This window comes from Pirellulaceae bacterium, assembly GCA_019636385.1.
In the GTDB taxonomy this organism is placed as follows: domain Bacteria; phylum Planctomycetota; class Planctomycetia; order Pirellulales; family Pirellulaceae; genus Aureliella.
This window is the reverse complement of sequence record JAHBXT010000003.1, coordinates 228,324-246,417: the sequence shown is the minus strand read 5'-3', so window position 1 is coordinate 246,417 and position 18,094 is coordinate 228,324. Positions and strand designations below refer to the sequence as shown.

12 protein-coding genes are annotated in these 18,094 nt (G+C 51.2%); 10 read left to right on the top strand and 2 right to left on the bottom strand.

Annotated elements, in window-relative coordinates; genetic code table 11:
• Positions 1–9: 9 nt before the first annotated feature.
• Positions 10–852 (bottom strand): hypothetical protein, encoded by an 843-nt coding sequence (locus KF752_11685; GenBank protein MBX3422206.1) that lies wholly within the window; start codon positions 850–852, stop codon positions 10–12.
• Between KF752_11685 and KF752_11680 the strand changes: the two genes are divergently transcribed.
• From KF752_11680 to KF752_11635, 10 genes are all read left to right on the top strand, one after another.
• Positions 846–1,199 carry a hypothetical protein gene (locus KF752_11680; GenBank protein MBX3422205.1) on the top strand — a complete coding sequence of 118 codons (354 nt, stop codon included), beginning with the start codon at positions 846–848 and terminating at the stop codon, positions 1,197–1,199. The genes KF752_11685 and KF752_11680 overlap by 7 nt on opposite strands.
• 2 nt (positions 1,200–1,201) lie before the next feature.
• A complete protein-coding gene (locus tag KF752_11675) occupies positions 1,202–2,287 on the top strand; it encodes a hypothetical protein (GenBank protein ID MBX3422204.1) in 1,086 nt (361 codons plus the stop codon).
• Positions 2,284–5,784: a hypothetical protein gene (locus KF752_11670; protein ID MBX3422203.1), complete on the top strand. Its 3,501-nt coding sequence runs from the start codon at positions 2,284–2,286 to the stop codon at positions 5,782–5,784. The genes KF752_11675 and KF752_11670 overlap by 4 nt, the downstream gene beginning before the upstream one ends.
• Positions 5,785–5,799: 15 nt before the next feature.
• Positions 5,800–6,888: a hypothetical protein gene (locus KF752_11665; GenBank protein MBX3422202.1), complete on the top strand. Its 1,089-nt coding sequence runs from the start codon at positions 5,800–5,802 to the stop codon at positions 6,886–6,888.
• 3 nt (positions 6,889–6,891) lie between these two features.
• Complete coding sequence (locus tag KF752_11660; protein MBX3422201.1) at positions 6,892–7,452, top strand: hypothetical protein; 561 nt, start codon at positions 6,892–6,894, stop codon at positions 7,450–7,452.
• Positions 7,449–9,548, top strand: coding sequence for a hypothetical protein (locus tag KF752_11655; GenBank protein MBX3422200.1), 2,100 nt, complete (start codon positions 7,449–7,451; stop codon positions 9,546–9,548). Before KF752_11660 ends, KF752_11655 begins: the two co-directional genes overlap by 4 nt.
• 2 nt (positions 9,549–9,550) lie before the next feature.
• Positions 9,551–11,065: a hypothetical protein gene (locus tag KF752_11650; protein MBX3422199.1), complete on the top strand. Its 1,515-nt coding sequence runs from the start codon at positions 9,551–9,553 to the stop codon at positions 11,063–11,065.
• A 79-nt stretch (positions 11,066–11,144) separates the two neighbouring features.
• Entirely contained in the window at positions 11,145–12,284 is a 1,140-nt protein-coding gene (locus KF752_11645) for a hypothetical protein (GenBank protein MBX3422198.1), read from the top strand.
• A gap of 1,604 nt (positions 12,285–13,888) precedes the next feature.
• Positions 13,889–14,218, top strand: coding sequence for a transposase (locus KF752_11640; protein ID MBX3422197.1), 330 nt, complete (start codon positions 13,889–13,891; stop codon positions 14,216–14,218).
• An 80-nt stretch (positions 14,219–14,298) separates the two neighbouring features.
• The gene (locus KF752_11635; protein ID MBX3422196.1) at positions 14,299–15,183 is read left to right on the top strand and encodes a DDE-type integrase/transposase/recombinase; all 885 of its coding nucleotides are present in this window, start codon (positions 14,299–14,301) and stop codon (positions 15,181–15,183) included.
• A 594-nt stretch (positions 15,184–15,777) separates the two neighbouring features.
• Here KF752_11635 and KF752_11630 read toward each other — a convergent pair.
• Complete coding sequence (locus KF752_11630; protein MBX3422195.1) at positions 15,778–17,493, bottom strand: hypothetical protein; 1,716 nt, start codon at positions 17,491–17,493, stop codon at positions 15,778–15,780.
• Positions 17,494–18,094: the final 601 nt, after the last annotated feature.

Genomic DNA, 18,094 nt, shown 5'->3' with positions numbered 1-18,094 from the left:
TATGCAGCACTACCAAAAATTACGTCGAGCTGGAGCCCAGCCTTCAGACTGCGGGACAAATAGATGAGCGCAATGTGGGCACTGAACCACTTCGGCTTGTAGATCACGAGGGACAGATACTTCGCGCCGGCAGACACCGCAAGTGTAATCTACCAAAGACCCGCAGAATCTATCCAGCATGTCTAGATGAAAGATTGGCTGGCGACCGTCTGGATGCCGATCCACCGCCATAGAAGTGTCCGGCTTGCTGCCTTCATCAAGTGCCTGACATTTGCAGTCATCCGCTTGTGTCGTGAGTGTAGCGGCAGCATCGGGAATTGCAGAATTGACCAGCAACCCACCGTAACGCCTGAGCTGCCAGCGCAGAACAAAGGCTCGTTCGATCTGTGCAGCCTGCGACTGATGATCGACCAGCGCTAGAAAATGGTACCGCTCCCGTTGATTGCGGATCAGTAAATCGTGAAGCTCGAAATGTTTTTCTTTCCAGCGGTCAAGCGGCAGTCTCCGTAGCTCGTCAATGTGCTGGCAGACCCGCAGTTTCTTTCCACGACCAACGTACATTGGCAAACCGTTAGGATAGCAGATGGCATACACGTAGTAGCGAGTGTCGGCGTGAAATCCAAAGCTTTTAGCGGCCTCCCATGAAAACAGAGGCCACAGTGGTTTCAGGTCAGCCGGGATAGCAAATATCCGCTTTTTCGAGGCATCGACGACCGACTCCATTCGCACCGCATACATACCACCACAGTGGGAGCATTGCCACGGTGCGGCCCAGTTCCAATGCCCTGGCGGTATTGGCAAGTCGGATTCGCAATGCGGACATTTTTCGGGGGTGGTAAATTGCGATGGCATACCGTTACTGTACCGACACAAATGCCTTTTTGCCACAAGTGGCAATGCCACCCACCAACGGAGATACCAAGTCCATGGCCGTTGCCGCGCTGCTCATAGCCAACGTATCAGAAGACCCAGTCGAATTGATTGGAGAATTCACGGTCTTTCCAACTGGGACATTCGCAGGCGCGCATATCGTATTGAAAATGAGCCCTACGGAGGAAGGCACGTACGAAGTTGCCGAGCGATACTACGACAGGACGCCACGGAATCTCAGCCTACCTGGCCGTGCTTGGTGCAAATTCGAGGTTGCGAATAGCCAATCTGGAACGAGTCTAGGTCTGACAGTTAGCACGGCGGAGTAACAATGCACCGGCCAATTAGCTACCCTATCTCGCATCCGGTTGGCAGGGGCGTGTCGGATCGCAGTCATGTACGGTCCGCAACCAATCCCTGGACACCATTGCAACTGTCTCCAGCGCTGATACTTCACGGCTTCGATTTGGCAACACTGTTTTCGGATACAGGCGGAACAACTCCGGCTACGCTTGGCGGTTCTGTAGCGAGCGTCCGAGATGTAAGCAATGCAGCACTGCTGGCGACGCAGGGTACCGCAGCCAATCGGCCTATCATGGCTAGGCATCCTCGTAGCGGCATTAGGCAGCTGTTATTACAGACCGAAGCGATGAACGTATCGCCGTGGGAAAATACGGGGCTAACCGCTGCGACAGAATCAGACCCTCTAGGTGGTAGTGCGGCCTGGCGATTGACCAGCAATGCGACTACGTGTCGGTTCGCTCAACCTTTTGTAGCGGCAACCGGGGAAAACGTAGTCGCGAGTGTATACATGAAGCAGGGCACAAGGTCAACGGAACGGTTCCGAGTCCAGTTGACCGGAGGAACCCCCTCAGCGCGAGACACCACATACACTTGGGCTACTGGAGAGTTTAGCAGCACGACTAGCGGGTTAACTCCTACTGCCGAAGTCATTGGCGGTGGGTGGGTTCGCATTAAGTTGGCTACCTCGATTCCGGCCTTCGCTCTAACGCCGACCTTCCAGTTTTTGAGGAATGGTACAGATTACACCAACGGACAATACTCGATCGCCTGGCGGCCGCAGGTAGAAATCGGCACTGCAGAAACCAACTACCAGAAGGCCGTCACAGCGTATGACCTCACGGAGGCTGACCAAGACGATATCCACTACCTCTGGCACGACCTAAGCAACGACAAACTGGTCGTTGATTTTGCTTCGGGACTGGGAAGCAATGTGACCATCTTTCGGCGGGATGCTGCTGGTCAGACCGTGCAGTCTGGCCAGTCGGTTGGCGCGGGCAATTGGGATGTCCCGTTTAATTCTCAAAGACTATACGCGGTGGTAGTTGTTCCGCGAGCGTTAGATGAAAGTGAAGCGACTAAGCTGACCAACTTTTATAACGGATTGTTAACGTGACGCTGGCCGGTTTAAGCTCCAAGGTTGTCGATGTCTCGTCGGTGTCGCCCATCGTGTCTCCGCCACGATTAGACGAATCGTTCGAAATTCCAATTCGCCTGGAAATGACTGGTAGCGCAAGCCGGATTGTTGGCGTCGGCATCCCGCTTAGGCCGGGAATGGTCAAAGTCATCAGCGGACTATTCGTCGTCAATTCTCAGCAACAAAAGGTGCCAGCCGCATTTTCCAGCAGAATGGCCTGGCCGGGAGGCGGTTCGATCAAGTGGCTGTGGTGCGATTTTATCGCCGACCCAGAGGAGACGTATCGGTTATGTGGTGGCAGGGTAAATGGAACTGTACTGACGCCAGGGCATGTCCTGACGACGTCTGAGACTTCACTTGAGTTGACCGTAAACACAGGGCTATCGCTGTTTGAATTTTCTAAGTCTGGTGCAACGCCAGTTACGATCACTCAAGGTGAATCGGAAATTGCGACGGGCAATGGCCTCGGTGCGTATCTGGTCGATCACAACGGTCAGAGAGCCAGTATTGGAGGTGAGTATTCTGAGATATCAGTAGTTGTCGAATCTCACAATAGCTTGCGAGCGGTCGTCCGCGTCGAAGGCTATTACGTGCGTGAAGGAACCAGCCAAAAAGTTGCCAAGGCAATCATTCGCTACGACTTCCGCGCTGGTGAACCGTTAGTGCGCATCCAGCATACTTTCGTCCAAACGCAGCGATCCGTTGTACCCATCTCTGGCGGTGAAAATCTGAATATCGCCTATCGAGAGATCGGCATTGAATTGCCTACAGGATTTTCTGGAACTAGCACCACCAACATTGGCGTTATTCACGCGGATTCCTTGACGGAAGAATCGCAGCCATTTTCGACGACTACTGAGGTGGTTGCCAAGCAAAAGGCATTTCCATTTCTGTATCGAATCAGTCCGCTACTGGAAATCGGGCACCGATCAGGCAGCATGTCAGAGCTAGCCGCAGTGCTAGAAGGTTGGCAATCGAATCATTCTGCCGCCGCAGAACGTGGGGTGTGGATTGGCGTCCAGGATTTTTCCGGTCAATTTCCGTGTGAATTTTCGGCTACACAATCTTCTGTTCGAGCCAGGTTGTGGGCCACGCAGCCCAGCGCAACTAAGCCGATTACTGACGTGACTAACAGCAGTGGGCTCATCCAGATCACTTGCGAAGACCATGGGTTGACGACCGGTGAAAGGGTTTTGATCAACTACATTATCGGCGTAGCAGCCGCTTGCGGTGTCTGGCATGTAACCGTGATTGATGAAGACACAATCACTTTACAGGGCAGTCAATGGCCTAGCGGAGCGGCTTACGTTGACGGAGGCCAATTACGCTCGGGCGGCGAAGGACCACTGGACTTTGATCAGCGAACGATGGCTTACGATCTATGGAAAGACTGGGCCAATCGTTTCGACAAAATTGCCGAAGCGGATGTCGGTGGAAGCGAATTCGGGACTCGCCAGCAGGTATTGGCTCGGCCTGTGGCAGACGCTACTGGAGTCGGGAAAACGCATCATTTGGCATTCGTCTATTACGCAGGTGATTTTTCAGCTGCGCATACTAGAGCGTGGATGGCAGAGGTCCAGTCGCCATCGTTTGCGTTGCCGCATCCACAGTGGATTACTAGATGCCACCGAGAATGTTTCCCACAGATCAGCTACCAAGGCGAGTTTTCAGCTTACCCAGACGTCGAAGAATTGATCGAACAATGGTTCGATGAATACACATTGCCAAATTCATCGACGCTAGCAACGAATCGTCTGTGCCTTCACGGTACCGGGGAACCCAGTCCAGCGATAGCCAACAGCAGCGAGCCGATCGACACTTACAACAGTCGCCCTCGCTGGCAATGGTCCGCTACCTACCTGGCGGTTACTGGCGGAGGTGGCAATGGCGGATCAGGTTCTAGTAGCAGTCCGGCTAAAGCCGACATTGGACCTATAGATACGGTGTTTAATGGACAATTGCAGTGGAACTATCAGCAGTCCTACGCCTGGCAATTGCAACATGACGGTACGCATTGGTGGCTACGAGGTTACATCAGTGGAGTACTTCAAGCTCAGTATCGCTTGACTGGTTCTGGGCCAACTGGCGAGTATGCGCCACAGTCTGGTGGTGTTGTACCACCAGCCAACACAGCCACTGTGTCACAGGGTTCTCACACTTGGCAGCTTTACTGGGACAATACACGTTGGGTCATCAATAACTCAGCAGGCGCCATTTACCACGGACCGTCAAGCGACAGTCCAGTCGGTATTTATTCGTCGCATTCTGGCGCGACCGGAACAGTTCGCGTTGGCATCGCTGGACACGTAGCGCCGTATACGGGTTGGTATTTATTCGGCAAAGAGCCAGAGCAGCGCTATGTGATGGCCAATCTGGAAGAGTCTGGCGAATCACAGCCAGGACGTGTTTACCCAGCGCACTGGCGCTGCAACTTCCTGAATCAATATGACGTCATTACTCACATGCAAGTCATGGGCCTGCGTGGTGGCGGCCGGCATTGGCTGGACACCGCCAGGAAACAGTTGCAGCATTTCGTAGATGTCATGTTTACCAAGCATGACAGCAGCGAATCGCCAGGCGATGACCCGCACGGAATTTACCGCATTCGCAAAGGCCGGTGGCATTGTTCCACGGCTGGATTCAGCAGTTACCTTCCATCGTGGCGCACCATCAATGCTGTGTCTCCATTCTCAAATCACCAGTTCATAACACCCATGGCCTGGCGATATCTGCTGTTTGATGATCGACAGCATTACGATTACCTGACATGGTACCGCACTCGTTTATCGCAAGAATGGCCCACATCAGGTTGGGGTACAAGCAGCTTGGTTAACATCTGGGTGCACCCCCACGCATCGCCATTGTTAGCGACAATCGTTGGACTATTGCGAGTATTTGAGGATCCTTCGCTAAGAGCGAAGGCTAAACAATTGTTCGAGGCATTTACTGACCCGGCTGACGCTTACGGAATGCGATCAGCCTGGTTTGCGCTTTATACGAATCCACCGCATGAGACAGACAGGGCCTACAAGCTTCAATTGAACGCTGTCTGGATCATCGACTATCTGGATGCTGTGTGCCGCGATTCGTCAGACATTGTCACCGCCAGGACCGTATTGGCGAAAGCTGGTGAACAATCGCATTTATCTAACGATAACGTTTTCGACTATCAAGACTGGAGCGGTGCAATCAATTCTGCGGTGGCAGCTATGCCTGTTTCCAGCGGGATTGAGGTTACTCGATCGCAAGCAATCCAAAATCAGCTAAATAATCTCCGGGCATTTGCTCAGTATTACAACGCATTGCCGGAACACGAGCGGTTGCAGGGTCATTTTCTGCGAGCCATTTCGACGAATTATCAGTCGCAGAGCACGCCAGCCAATCAATATCCGTTTTCACAACTTGGAACGATGGCTTTCTATTCCGGTACGGCTGCTGCGCTGCTGAGTGCCGTCTATCTCATGAAACATCAATAACACAGGTCGCGTCTCATGATTGAAATTTACTTTGAAAGCGAACACAGTGGCGTTCACTATGCTTATCCAGTTCCAGAGATCCATGCCAACGGATTTGATAATTGGGAAACCAAGAGAGTCTTAGCCAACGCCGGTGGCGCTGGCATGTATCGCGTCTTGCTCGATCCAAGAATTACGCATTTGTGGTTAGTGTTCGCAGGCGAGGACGCTCCAGAGAGTGCAACTGCCCCGAATAAGGCCGCCAGGATTGATACCGTCCTGCGATCAATCGTCGAAGGCGTGCAAGTGCCGATCGAAGGCAGCTATCAGGTGACTGGTGATGGTGGTGATCCAGATCCGACCATCGCAAATATCGGGGAGCCTGCTGGAACGATGTACGAGCATCCCTACTGGGAGTACTTAGGAGCAGGTGGCCGACTCTGGACGCTTTACTATCACGGTGGAAGGTGGAAGCTCGAAGATCAAGAGACAGATGTCGAAAATCCTGTTGAGTACTGGGGAGAACTGACAGACAGCGAATCGCCAGCAGGAGAATACGAAGCTCACGAAAACGCGACTGGCACGGTGAGTGTAGCGAATACGACGAGTACACAATATCGCCTTTCGGAATTAGCCATGCAGGCTGTACGAATCACCTTGCTGGAAGAGTTGATTCAGCAAGACGACAACGGCGATTGGCAATTTAAGGAGCGAGCGTTGCAACAGGTTCGTCGCTGGGCTGCGGGAACCATCTTGCCAAACGAACCGAATCCTCCACAGCGGCGCATTGGAGCAAAATCGCAAACGCTATTTATTCGAGAGAATATTCCGATGTCAATCCCGCTGGTTGGCAACATGGAAGCGCCTGAATTGGAGGCGATTGAAGGCTTAACTCTCCAATTCGTCGTCGAAACAACCGACCAACAATTAGTCCACGAGGAGGAAGTGAATGTTGACGGCGGAACAATCACGCTAGCCTCCTCTATGCCTCTGACCGAATTGCCAAGAGTCTTGGTTTGGTCACTTAGAAAGCTCGAAAGCGATGCTTACATTGCCGGTGGAAGAATCAGCGTAGTTTATGCGCCAGTTAAGCAGGTGGAGCCAGAGCCGGAACCGGAGCCGTAAGCCATGGACCCACAACTTCGACGGTTTACAGATGAGAGCGAAATACTGACAGCAATTCGGGATCGGATGCGCCAGTATTGCCCAGGCTGTCAGGAACCTAGGCATTGCTTTATTTCAGACCAGGCAATCCCGGATGATTCTATCTGGCCTACTGGAGGCCACTTTGTAACCATTGCGGTCGGCGCGGGCACGGTCGATCAGTCCCTCTACTCTGGCGGTGGGCATCACACGCTTAACGAAGACTTGCAGGTGATTGTGACTCCGTTTGTTCAAATGAATCTGGACCGGATACCATCTGGCGAACAACGCTTGTTACATCAGCATCGGGGCCTGTCAGCGTGGAAAAAAAACATCCTATCGGTGCTACTGCTCAATGATCCACACAATCAAGCCGACCCTCGGCACTGGGAACCGGCAATTGGCCAGCGACCATTGTTGCGCACTCCATTGCGATATATCCGTTGTACCGAAGCTGCCGACTCACCTCACGGACTCGGATGGTGCGGACGGCATTTGATGTTTTCATGCTCGTTTGACTGGCAGCTAGGAATTCCACCATCATGAGCGGTAGTATTACCATCGATGGAATGCCAATTCCGATCGACTGGAACCACCAACTAAAAAACTTTCTCAGCGTGCGACTGCCACCCGAGCGTATTCTGTTTGCGCGCGATCATCGCGAGCCGATCATCAACTCTCTGGGTTGCGACAGTCAAGACACCTACCTCAAACCGCTCTATCCACCGTTACCGCCGATCGAAATTGGCGAATATCAATGTCCGACAGGCATGTCACGGTATGGGCGAGCGTTATTGGTGGTGGATTGGTATGTGCTTTCTAAGATCGCGATCAAATGCTGGGGGTATTCTCTACCCGTCACTGTAGAAGGTCAGGAAGACATTCCAGAGCGATGGAAGGAAACATCATCTACGCAAGTGGAACAGACCGTTGTCGTTCAATTCTTGGCGGAAAAAACGCTGTCAATCAAGATGATACCGCTGGCCCCGCATCGCATCACAGGAGCTGGCGTCGACCTTTGGTTATTGCCGTTAGTCGATAGACGATATTTTTTCAATCAAAACGTGGTCAACGACTTCTTCGCAACTGGCATCCCCGAACTTGACGAAGAAGAGCCAGAACCACCACCAGAGGAACCGCCGCCAGAGGAGCCACCACCGTCACCGCCAAGCGCTTGGACTAAGTTTTTTCGCATCGTGCTCGAAAACATCGGAATGCTCACTGACAATCCCGCCACCAATCAATTCGACGAAAACTTTGCAATCAGCGCTGAGTATGGCAAAGTAGACCAACGACTGGTGAAGACTTCGCGCCCGCAATTTATTTCAACATTGCTCGACACAGCCGCACTTTCTGTTCAGCAGCGCATTGTTTACGAACCTTCAATGGACAAGTTCTATCTTTACGATGCCAGCATATCCACGCAGATTCGCAATCGGAGAATTCTGGGCCCTAAAAAGAATATAGCTGATCCTTTGTCGGGACATCTTCCAAACGCCACACTTATTGCTGGTGGCCGTTGCGGTGCCGCGCTAAGACCAAACAGCTTGCAAATCTGGCACAAGGTTGACGGCGACTGGACCGCCTTCAACTTTTTGAACACAACCATTGGCGGTGGAAACGCTCACAGCGATCCAGCCATATGGACCAGCTGGGAAGGCGATAGCGAGACAACGGAAGAGACGGAAGCATTTTGCGAGCGACTGTCCAGGGACATTCTTGGTTGGTGGGATTCAGGCGGACATTACTGCTTAGCTGGTGTCAATGTCCAATTTAGGACTACTGGAGAAGGACAATCTCAGGCAGCGGAAACCACCGATGGATTCGTAGACTTCTTTTCAATCCAAATTGGTGAACGGCAGCCAGGTGAAGGTTACTTCGTGACTCGCTATCACGAGCTCCCACCGCTATTTATGCCGCCGGCCGTTCTGTCTGGAGGTGATGAAACCTGCCAGTCAGCATTGTTTGAGACGCCGGAGGGTGGCATCGGGGAATCGTCTGGCACTGGTAATTGGGGGCAAGCCCTATGTGCGCGTATCAAGTTCGACGGAACGGAATCCAAGAAACAGAAGGTTTACAACACCTCCGACACTCCAATCGAAGGCAATGTAATTATCAAGGCTATCCGCGTTGATGGCCATTGGATCGCAGTCGTCGGCGGAGGCGGCGACCCCGCTTTTTTTAAGTTAACTGAAGCTGTCACAGATCAAATCCAATGTAAGGCTCGTCGCTGCAATTATATCGGTGATATCGTTCAGATACCAAACCCGGACTACGATCCTCGCGAAACCATTCCAGATCCCGAAGACCCGGATGGACCAGAGATTCCAAATCCGGATTACAATCCAAGCGAAAGAATTAACTCTCCTGAAATTGATGTTGTCAACTGGGAGAGATTGCTCGACGGCGCACCGTCAGGTTTCATCGCTATGTATGCGCCGGTCAATGATGAAATCGACAATCCAGATTTTGATGATGCCGAAACCATTCCAGATCCCGAAGACCCGGATGGACCTGAGATTCCAAATCCGGATTACGATCCTCGCGAGACTGTTAAGGTGCGAATCTGGGCGTTCATGCAGGCTGCCTGCATCGTCGTCCCTCCAGAAGAGCCTCCGCCGGAAGAGCCTCCAGAGGAATAATCATGACCAAGTACAGATTCTACCGAGTGAAGGACGGGATCGTTTCTTCCGAAAAATACGTCGGGCTTCGTTGTAATTACCTCGGTCAAGTTCGACCTGGAGCTCCAGACACATGGCTCTATAGGCGATTTAATCGTCCAGTTGCAGTCCAGCAAGGATATCTCGGGCTCTACGCGGACAGTGGATTTTTACAAGGCCCGTGCGTAAATCTCAAATGTGACAAAGGCGACAGTGAATTTCTGTTCAGCAGTTGGTCTGGCAGCGCTACCATAAATCAAGAGTTTGAAAGTTCGTTCACCTGGACAAACATCGACGATGTAACCGTAATGAGGTTGCCGCTAGGCTTCTATTTTTCGATCGAAGATGGTGTCTGCACAATCACAGGAACCCCGCAAGAACCAGGGATACGGCCTGGAACATATTGGCTGCTTGCCGTAGGGAAGACACGAGAAAACAGTTGCCACATTTTCCATGAGTTCAGTATCACCATTGTCCCCTGCGACCATGAAAATGCCGACATTGATATTGGAGAATTGCCGGAGGCTACTGAGTTTGAACCGTGGTTTTTTGAGATTCCCTACACTGACGTCAAGGACACCGGCCCTGACAGAATCGAGATTACTGGACTTCCCGAAGAAATCGAAGTCACGATTGAAGATGGCGTTATCACGCTGCAGACCGATGAATTGCCAGCTACTAGCGGATGGATCGTGACAATTCGTGGTCGTACAATTCCCAATGATTGTTTGATTGAAAAAGAATTCCTGCTACGCATCTTGCCATGCGACTCAGCGAATGCAACGATTTATTCGCCGGTGCTGATCAATGACAACGTTGTGTGGCAATATGCTCTCGACCCTGAAGGCGGCGCATACTGTTATCGCGGCATGCATAACACATTGATCATACCTACTGTAGATGTTCAGGATTTGACAGCTACTGGATTACCATCATGGCTGGAATTCTCGTTCCAGTCCGGGGCGGGAGTGATAAGCGGTGCTCCACCTACAGACAATTGCGCTGTCCATGAAAGCGCGATTACGGGCGCTACGCCAACTCCTGGCTATTCAAATCGCTACCACTGGGATGTGGTCTTGTCTGGCCTCGCGCAACCAAACGATTGCACTATTCGAAGGACAATTCGCGTTTACCTGCAAGTCAACTACTGCATGCATCCAAGCAACTATCCTTTGTTCGGCATTGATATCGTTGCCAGGGGCGTAGGTGAAGAGGATCCCTGGGTTAATCCACGAGTCATCAATTCCATAGGATCGAGCATCAATGAATTCTTGCTAAGTAATTGTACCTGGGATCGACTTGAAGGCAGTATTCCAGGGTTTGTGTTGTCCATAGACCCAGACACTAGCGCCGTGTACTACACTCGCGGCTTTGATCCCGAGACGCCACCTGGAACATACATCATTACCCTGGTAGGTCGGGTCTCGTCTGGCGTTTTCGGTGGCGCTTTCGCCGGTTGCCGTATTGACCGAACGTACACTGTCATCATCACTCCTTGACAACAAGTACGGCACCATGGTTGCTCACTACTCTTCGAAAATGTGCCAGGACAACGATACCAGCAAGTGTTGTTGTCGCATGAAGATCCAAGTACTCGAAGACGAAGCAACACACGAAAAGACGCTCAGATGGGAAGCGATCGACTGCGGGCCATGCATTCGTTTGGTTCAAAAGACCGAAGATGGCGACATCATCATTAGCACTAGTCCAGTCGGTGAAATAACTTGTCCTCTGCTCGAACCTGGAGACTACGAATTTCAAATCTGCAACCTACCTCGTTGCTTCGACTGCCAGGATGGCGACTGGATTACCATAGATTCCGTTACCATCGAAAATCCCTGCCAAGAAGATCCTCCGCCACCGCCGCCAAACGAACCTGGCTGTTGCGATGTACTCGAAGCCAGAGCACAGAACAACGAGATCGTTCTATCCGTTTCTATACCGAATTTTGCCCCAGCTCCATTGAATGTAGGCGGCACGATCATTCGTGCGAACGATATGTGTGGAGAAATAGAATTCCTTGACTACTACGTGAACCACGCTCCCAACGTTTTACCATGGACTGGTGTTCCAACGTTGTCAGCTGAAAATATACAGGAGATGTACACCGCCTTGTGGAATTGGGCGCCTTCAATCTCCTCATCTAGTGGGCAATCTGCTTCGCAAGAGTATAGATACGGGCAACTGACCGCTCATTCAAAAAGCAAATATGAACAAAAAGTATTTGGCAATTACGCATACCTTAATTCGTTCGGACATCAAAGTGATTGGGCTATTTACACCCGTACAAGCATGGTGTCGGTCATTTCTTTTGTGGTGATTACCAGATCCTGTTCACATTATAGGCAAAGGCTTCAATACCCACCATATAGCCTTGAAAGCCTGCCTGAATTTACTGACAATGACTGGTGGTATAGACATTGGTTTTTTAATTTAAGTATGCTTTACGAGCCGACTGAAGGATGCAACAACACAGATTGGAAGATTAAATCGTATCCAAATTACAACCAAATAGATTATCAAAAAAACATCCTAAAAGGCATCAATGACGCGTATATCACCAACAAGAGATACCGTCCAGTGGGTATTTATGATTTGATTGAACCAGGGTATCCATACAACTATACTCAAGTGACGGTCAGCAGCGAATCTCCAGGGCAAGAAATTGCGTTTCCGAATTTTCCCAAGACTGTAAAAATCAGATATCCGGAAATCTAGTGCCCATGCAATGTCCAAAATGTGGCTGGCAATTTCGCACGTTGATTCGCAAGGAACTCAAAGTTCGCTGCTTTGGATGTTCTTCCGTAATCACCATAGAACCTACTGGAGAAATTCGGCAAGTCGGAGTACAGCCTGCCAGAGTAGTGGCGATCCAGGTTTCGATTCCAAACTCACAAGCTATAGTTGACCTCAAGCAGCAAGGTCGCAATGCTTGGGCAGCGCTTCATCAGATGATATCACCGACGAGCGAGAAAATTGCCAGATGGTTGCAGTCGGTCCCCGCTATCAATTGCACTTGTCGAGAATTTGCCCGAGAGTACGTCAAGGACAATCCACCGCCATGTGAGGACGAGGACGCTTTCTTTGTCTGGGGATGGCAATTTCACGATACTGTAGATCAGAAGACCGGCGACACCCCGCGCATGACCCTTACTGAAGCCCGACGATTCTGGAACCGCCCTAAATCCGCTGGCAATATCCTACAATCCACGCTGACAGCACCTCTTTCAACTTCCTAGCTATCGCCCCTGGCATCTCGTACTAGCCACACTAGTCACTGCACCAAAAATGCACCATCAACATTGTTTTGGTGCACTTGCTTGGCTATTTCAGCCCAAAATATCATGGAAAATCAAGCAATTTTCAATTTTTATTGACCTTGGGGTGGTAGAGGTCGTGGGTTCGAATCCCGCCGGCCCGACTAGCGAAAACCCTGTAATTCCTTGGGAATTATGGGGTTTTTGCGCTTTCTGGTTGGGTCTCTCTAGTTCCCCTAAATTGCCAGCAGCTGACATGTTGCGCAACGTTTGGTCTGTAGTTAGTGCAACCAAACTTTCAGAGGGGTCGGTACCAGTCGCTTTCAATTCGGCTACGGTCGTTTGCGGTTCAGCGTCTAGTTGCAACGATGGCAGCAATTCAATAGCTCCAACAAGATCTAACAATTTGGGGGCGTTGTAGACATTCATCGTCTCAAACGTCAGTGGTCGTTACTTGCAGGTTTGGCGACTTCTGGCCGAAGTAGGCAAATTTTCAAGTGGTAACCGTTCTGATTCCCGGCCATACTCGCCCAGCGGTCGCCTACGTGCGACGTATGACAGTCGTCGCAATTCCTGATCGGTCATCGCTCGGCGTTCCCGTCGCCGGTCAGCTCTCTTGTCAAACTTGCCAATTCCAGCAAATGGATTTTGGGTTAACCGCTTTTCACCCAATTGGTTCGACCGATTCTTTGTTGTTCGTTTGCCGGTCAACCAGTAACCAAATGCAACCGCTGCTGCAATATAGCCATTTAGAACCGCAGCCGAGCGTCCTGTCGCCTGTTCGGTCGATAACCAGCCAAATAGCCGGACGGCACTCATGTCGCGCAATGTCGGGAAGCCGCAAGCGCTCATGAATTCCCCTAGTCGCGTTGCCGTTGTCTTTATCCGGTCAGGGTGCATCCCTTTTTATTTTAGATACTCGATATAATCCGTGACATGCTTAGCGGTCGGGGTCTCGTTGTGATCGGCAGTCCGCAACTCGGCTGTGGTCAAAGTGTCTTGCCTCTGATGGAAATGGAATTTCTCGGTAGTTGAGTTAGCATACCCACTATCGGGAGGTGTTCCATGGGACAAACAAGACGTAATTTTGGTGCAGAGCAGAAGGCGGAAGTGGTCCGTCGGCATTTGAAGGACAAGGTAGCGGTCAGCGATCTGGCCGACGAGCTGGGCATTCAGCCGAGCCAGATCCATCAATGGGTGAATGCCGTTCTTGCGCAGGCTGAGCAGGCGTTTGTGGGTAAGGGTGGTCGTCGCGTGAAGTCGGCGGCGAAGCTGGAAGATGCCAAACAACGTCAGATCAAGCGGCTTGAGGAGAAGCTGCAGCTGAAGAATGAGGTGATCTCCGAACTCATGGAAGAGAACGTCAAGGCAAAAAAAGAAAATGGGGACCTGTGACTGGACGCTGGGTCCCCCATGATACGCGTGACTCGATCGTTGATTACCTGAGGTATTGGAGCGATCGAGCTGAAATTCCAATGAAACGCTTGCTGTTCTGGCTCGGACTGGCTGCCAGCAAGTTCCACAGCTGGAAGCATCGCTATGGTATGGCCAATGAGCATAATGGCCAGATACCACGTGATTGGTGGATCGAAGAATGGGAAAAGAAAGCCATCGTCGATTACCACGACCAGCATCCACTAGAAGGCTACCGACGCTTGACGTTCATGATGCTTGATGATGACATCGTGGCTGTCAGCCCGAGCACCACATATCGCGTACTGAAAGCTGCTCGGCGATTGGATCGCAAGAACAATCTGCCCAGCAAGAATGGCACAGGTTTCGAACAACCCGAAAAGGCCCATAAACATTGGCATGTTGACATCAGCTACCTCAATCTAGGAGGTACCTTCTACTTCCTGATATCGGTACTCGATGGCTACAGTCGCTACATTGTCCACTGGGAAATTCGCGAGAAGATGGAGGAGCAGGACGTCGAAGTGGTGGTGGCTCGCGCACTGGAAAAGAATCCTGGTGTCAAGCCGCGAATCATCAGTGACAATGGACCACAGTTCATTGCCAAGGACTTCAAGCTCTTTATCCGGATCTTCGGTCTGAGTCACGTTCGTACGAGTCCCTACTATCCCCAAAGCAACGGCAAGTTGGAAAGGTTCCACGGGATCCTGAAGCAGGAATGCATCCGACCTAGTTGTCCAGCAACGGTGGAAGAAGCAAAACGCCGCGTTCACGATTTCGTCGAACATTACAACAACGTGCGTTTGAATAGCGCGATCGGATATATCACTCCGGCCGACAAACTGGCAGACCTCGGACGTGTGATTGCCGCCGAACGCGATCGCAAGCTGGAAGAAGCGCGAAAGCGCCGCGAACTTGCCCGGCAAACGCAGCCGCGAGTTGCATAGTCGATGACGACAGATTAAAAACGAATGCAGTTGTACGGAGGATAGGGCTCTGCAGAGGTGCAACCTGAGCGCCGCACAATCGCGAAGTTGGAAGCTGGGGTGGCGCAAGCCGAGCTTGCGTCACTACCTCCCCTTCCAACTTTGCCCAAAAGCGAAAAACCTCCGCATGGATGCAATCAATTCTCACGCAGGATGCGTTCAACAACTCGCTAACTCTAACCCCTTGCAAATTCCGATTCCCGGTGAACCAAGACAAAAGTTCCGCAGCGGACTTTATCAGCAGTGCGTTCCAGTTCTGCCAGCTTCGTTTGAGCGGCTTTTTTTATCACGGCAGCCGGTTGCAACTTCCCGGCTTATTCCTTCACCGTCACAATACCTGGCCCTGGTTAATCCAGTTGTGAATTTGAGAAGGTGGCACACCCAGCTAAAGGACTAGTTCGCTAACTGGTACCTAGTCGCACCAATGTCGACTTACTGCTGCCGCTTTTAGTTCGGGCGTGTGTTTTCTGTTTTTGCGTGTCATAGAGTTTGTCGTGGTTTCGAATATGCTACCCGAATACTCCCAGAATTCCATTTCTGTTAGAGGCAAGACAGTCACAACAGCCAATCCGGCTTGAACAGCAATACGATTCCCAGAGCCAAGATGACCAAACCGCTGACCAACTTCAGCCACCGGCCTTCGTTTTCCTGCAACTTGCGTTTGCCAAGTGTTAAGATGACGATACCAACCATGATCGAATCGTCAAGCATGTAGGCCACGATGTACAGTGCCAGGTATGCGTAGTTCTTCCACGCTGGATAATCTTGCATCATCAAGACTTGACTATACAGCGCTGGTAATCCGGCAGTGCACAAGAGTTCGATGAAGTTAACCAGAACTGCCAAAACAAATGCTCCTGCAATGGCGCCGTATAGATGTTCCGCCATTACAATTCTCCGCACCCTTGCGTAAATGCCGGGCTTGGCCGACTCGGGGATCGACAAACTCAAGCCGCGTTTGAAAGCAAAAAAATCTTTGACGTGAACCGAACCGACAAAGATGGCCAACATCGCCAGCAGGATTTGAACCCATCTCAGGTAACCCACAAACAGCAGCACGTTCAGCCAAGCCGCCATAAAGGCAAAATAGGCTAGTCCGCTCACGATGACGAACGTCCCAGCGACGGCCAATATTTTCCAGCGAACACGCAGATTAACCAGGACGGAGAGTAGAAAAAGCAGTACCCACATGGCACAGGGATTAAACCCATCCACCACTCCGATCACAAAGGTAAAGGCTGGCATCCCGACGCGACTAGCGCTAATGCGACCAAACAATGGAACATCGATTTCGTCGGCTCCGAGCGAACCTGCTTCAGCTGCGTTCTCCGGTTCAATAGACAGCTCCGGCGAATCACCGGGAAGTGGTAGTTCAGTTGACGTGTCGCCAATTCCAAGGGGAGGTGGCTCATCTGGCGACTGTACCGGAATGAACGCTGTTAACAAAGCCAAGGGGCTAGTCGCGATACTCCAAGCCGCCGCACAAGGCCACTCGTCAATTAGCCCCCGCTTGTAACCAACCGCTTTAGGCAATTCGCAATCGAACGTCCATTTCTTTAGAATCCCTTCCAAACGACCGCCAGTCGAACTGGCACTGTCAAAACCGACAACCAACTGTCGACAGAACCAGAATCCAGGGAAGCTGACTCCGCCGATGCGTTGGCGGAGCGTCAATTCGTTATAACTCCGGTTAGCGAATGCATCGTTGACGACATCCATGAATTGAATTTCAATGCCCGGGTACCTCGCGCTAAAACTGGGGAGATACTGTTTTGCATTGGCACATTTTGAGCATCCTTGCCGAACGTAGACTTGCATGGTCAACAGCCTGGTAAGTTCCGATTTCCATTTTTCTGCATTCAACGGTCCGCTTACCACTTGGTTCATTCCATAAACGATCGGCAGCTTGCTGTTGGTGATCTCGTAAGCCGCTTCGATCTGCTTTAACCGATCGCGTTCTTTGTCGCCGGCGTCTAGATCGTGTATCTTCAATTTGACCCCGCGACGTTTCGCAACCCAATCACGTATGAACTCGACCTCTGCCTTTGAATTCTCATCGCTCAGCTTGGCGTAACATTCCAGGGCGATGCAGCGAACTTTCGTCGATGGATTCTGTGAGGCCAACTCCGCACCGACAACAGTCCCATTGATTTGGGCGTCCATGCCAATATGGAAGCTGTTTGCCAGACACAGCAGCATCCCCAGCAGTGGAACAAGAAAGTGCTTAACTCGTCCTGGAAAGATTGACTGCCCCAACTGTTTTTTGCGCATTAGAAAACCAGCTTTGTTAACGAGTAATCGACATTATCGCGGATTCGGCGGCGATTGCCTAAGCCTCGCTGCCAATCTCATGGATTGATTTCGACGCCGTCCGGCCAAACATTCGATTTTATTCACGGCCGTGGGACAGGGCTAAATTGGCGAGCTAAGTAAATTGCAACAGAAAATATAGGGACACGCAATGCAATTTTGACGGGCTGGCTGGAAATTGTTGAGATGCCTCGTTCGTAAGGCATATCTTATGAGTTCCATGACCAGTTGATTCGCAGTCCCTGCGATGACGCTTTCGCGATGGAAACTGGTGGATGTGAATGGTGCTCGTTAGACGCTATCGCGATTTGGTTGGTATTGGATCGTACGACCAAAGTCGAGCAGTTGTCGATCGTTTGGTAAGTGTTGGGGTTGTTGATTTGAGTCGAACATTTGTCGCGTTTTCCCTCGTGCCCAGGCAGAGTCTGGGTACCAGGTCATTGGCCGAGTAGGTCCATACCTTCCAGTTGCCAAGTAGGTCTTGGATCCATTGACCGTGAAAGTTGTGGAGCTAGCTTGGCCAAAATAACTGGCTGACAGTCGTGTGCTGATGTGGACAACT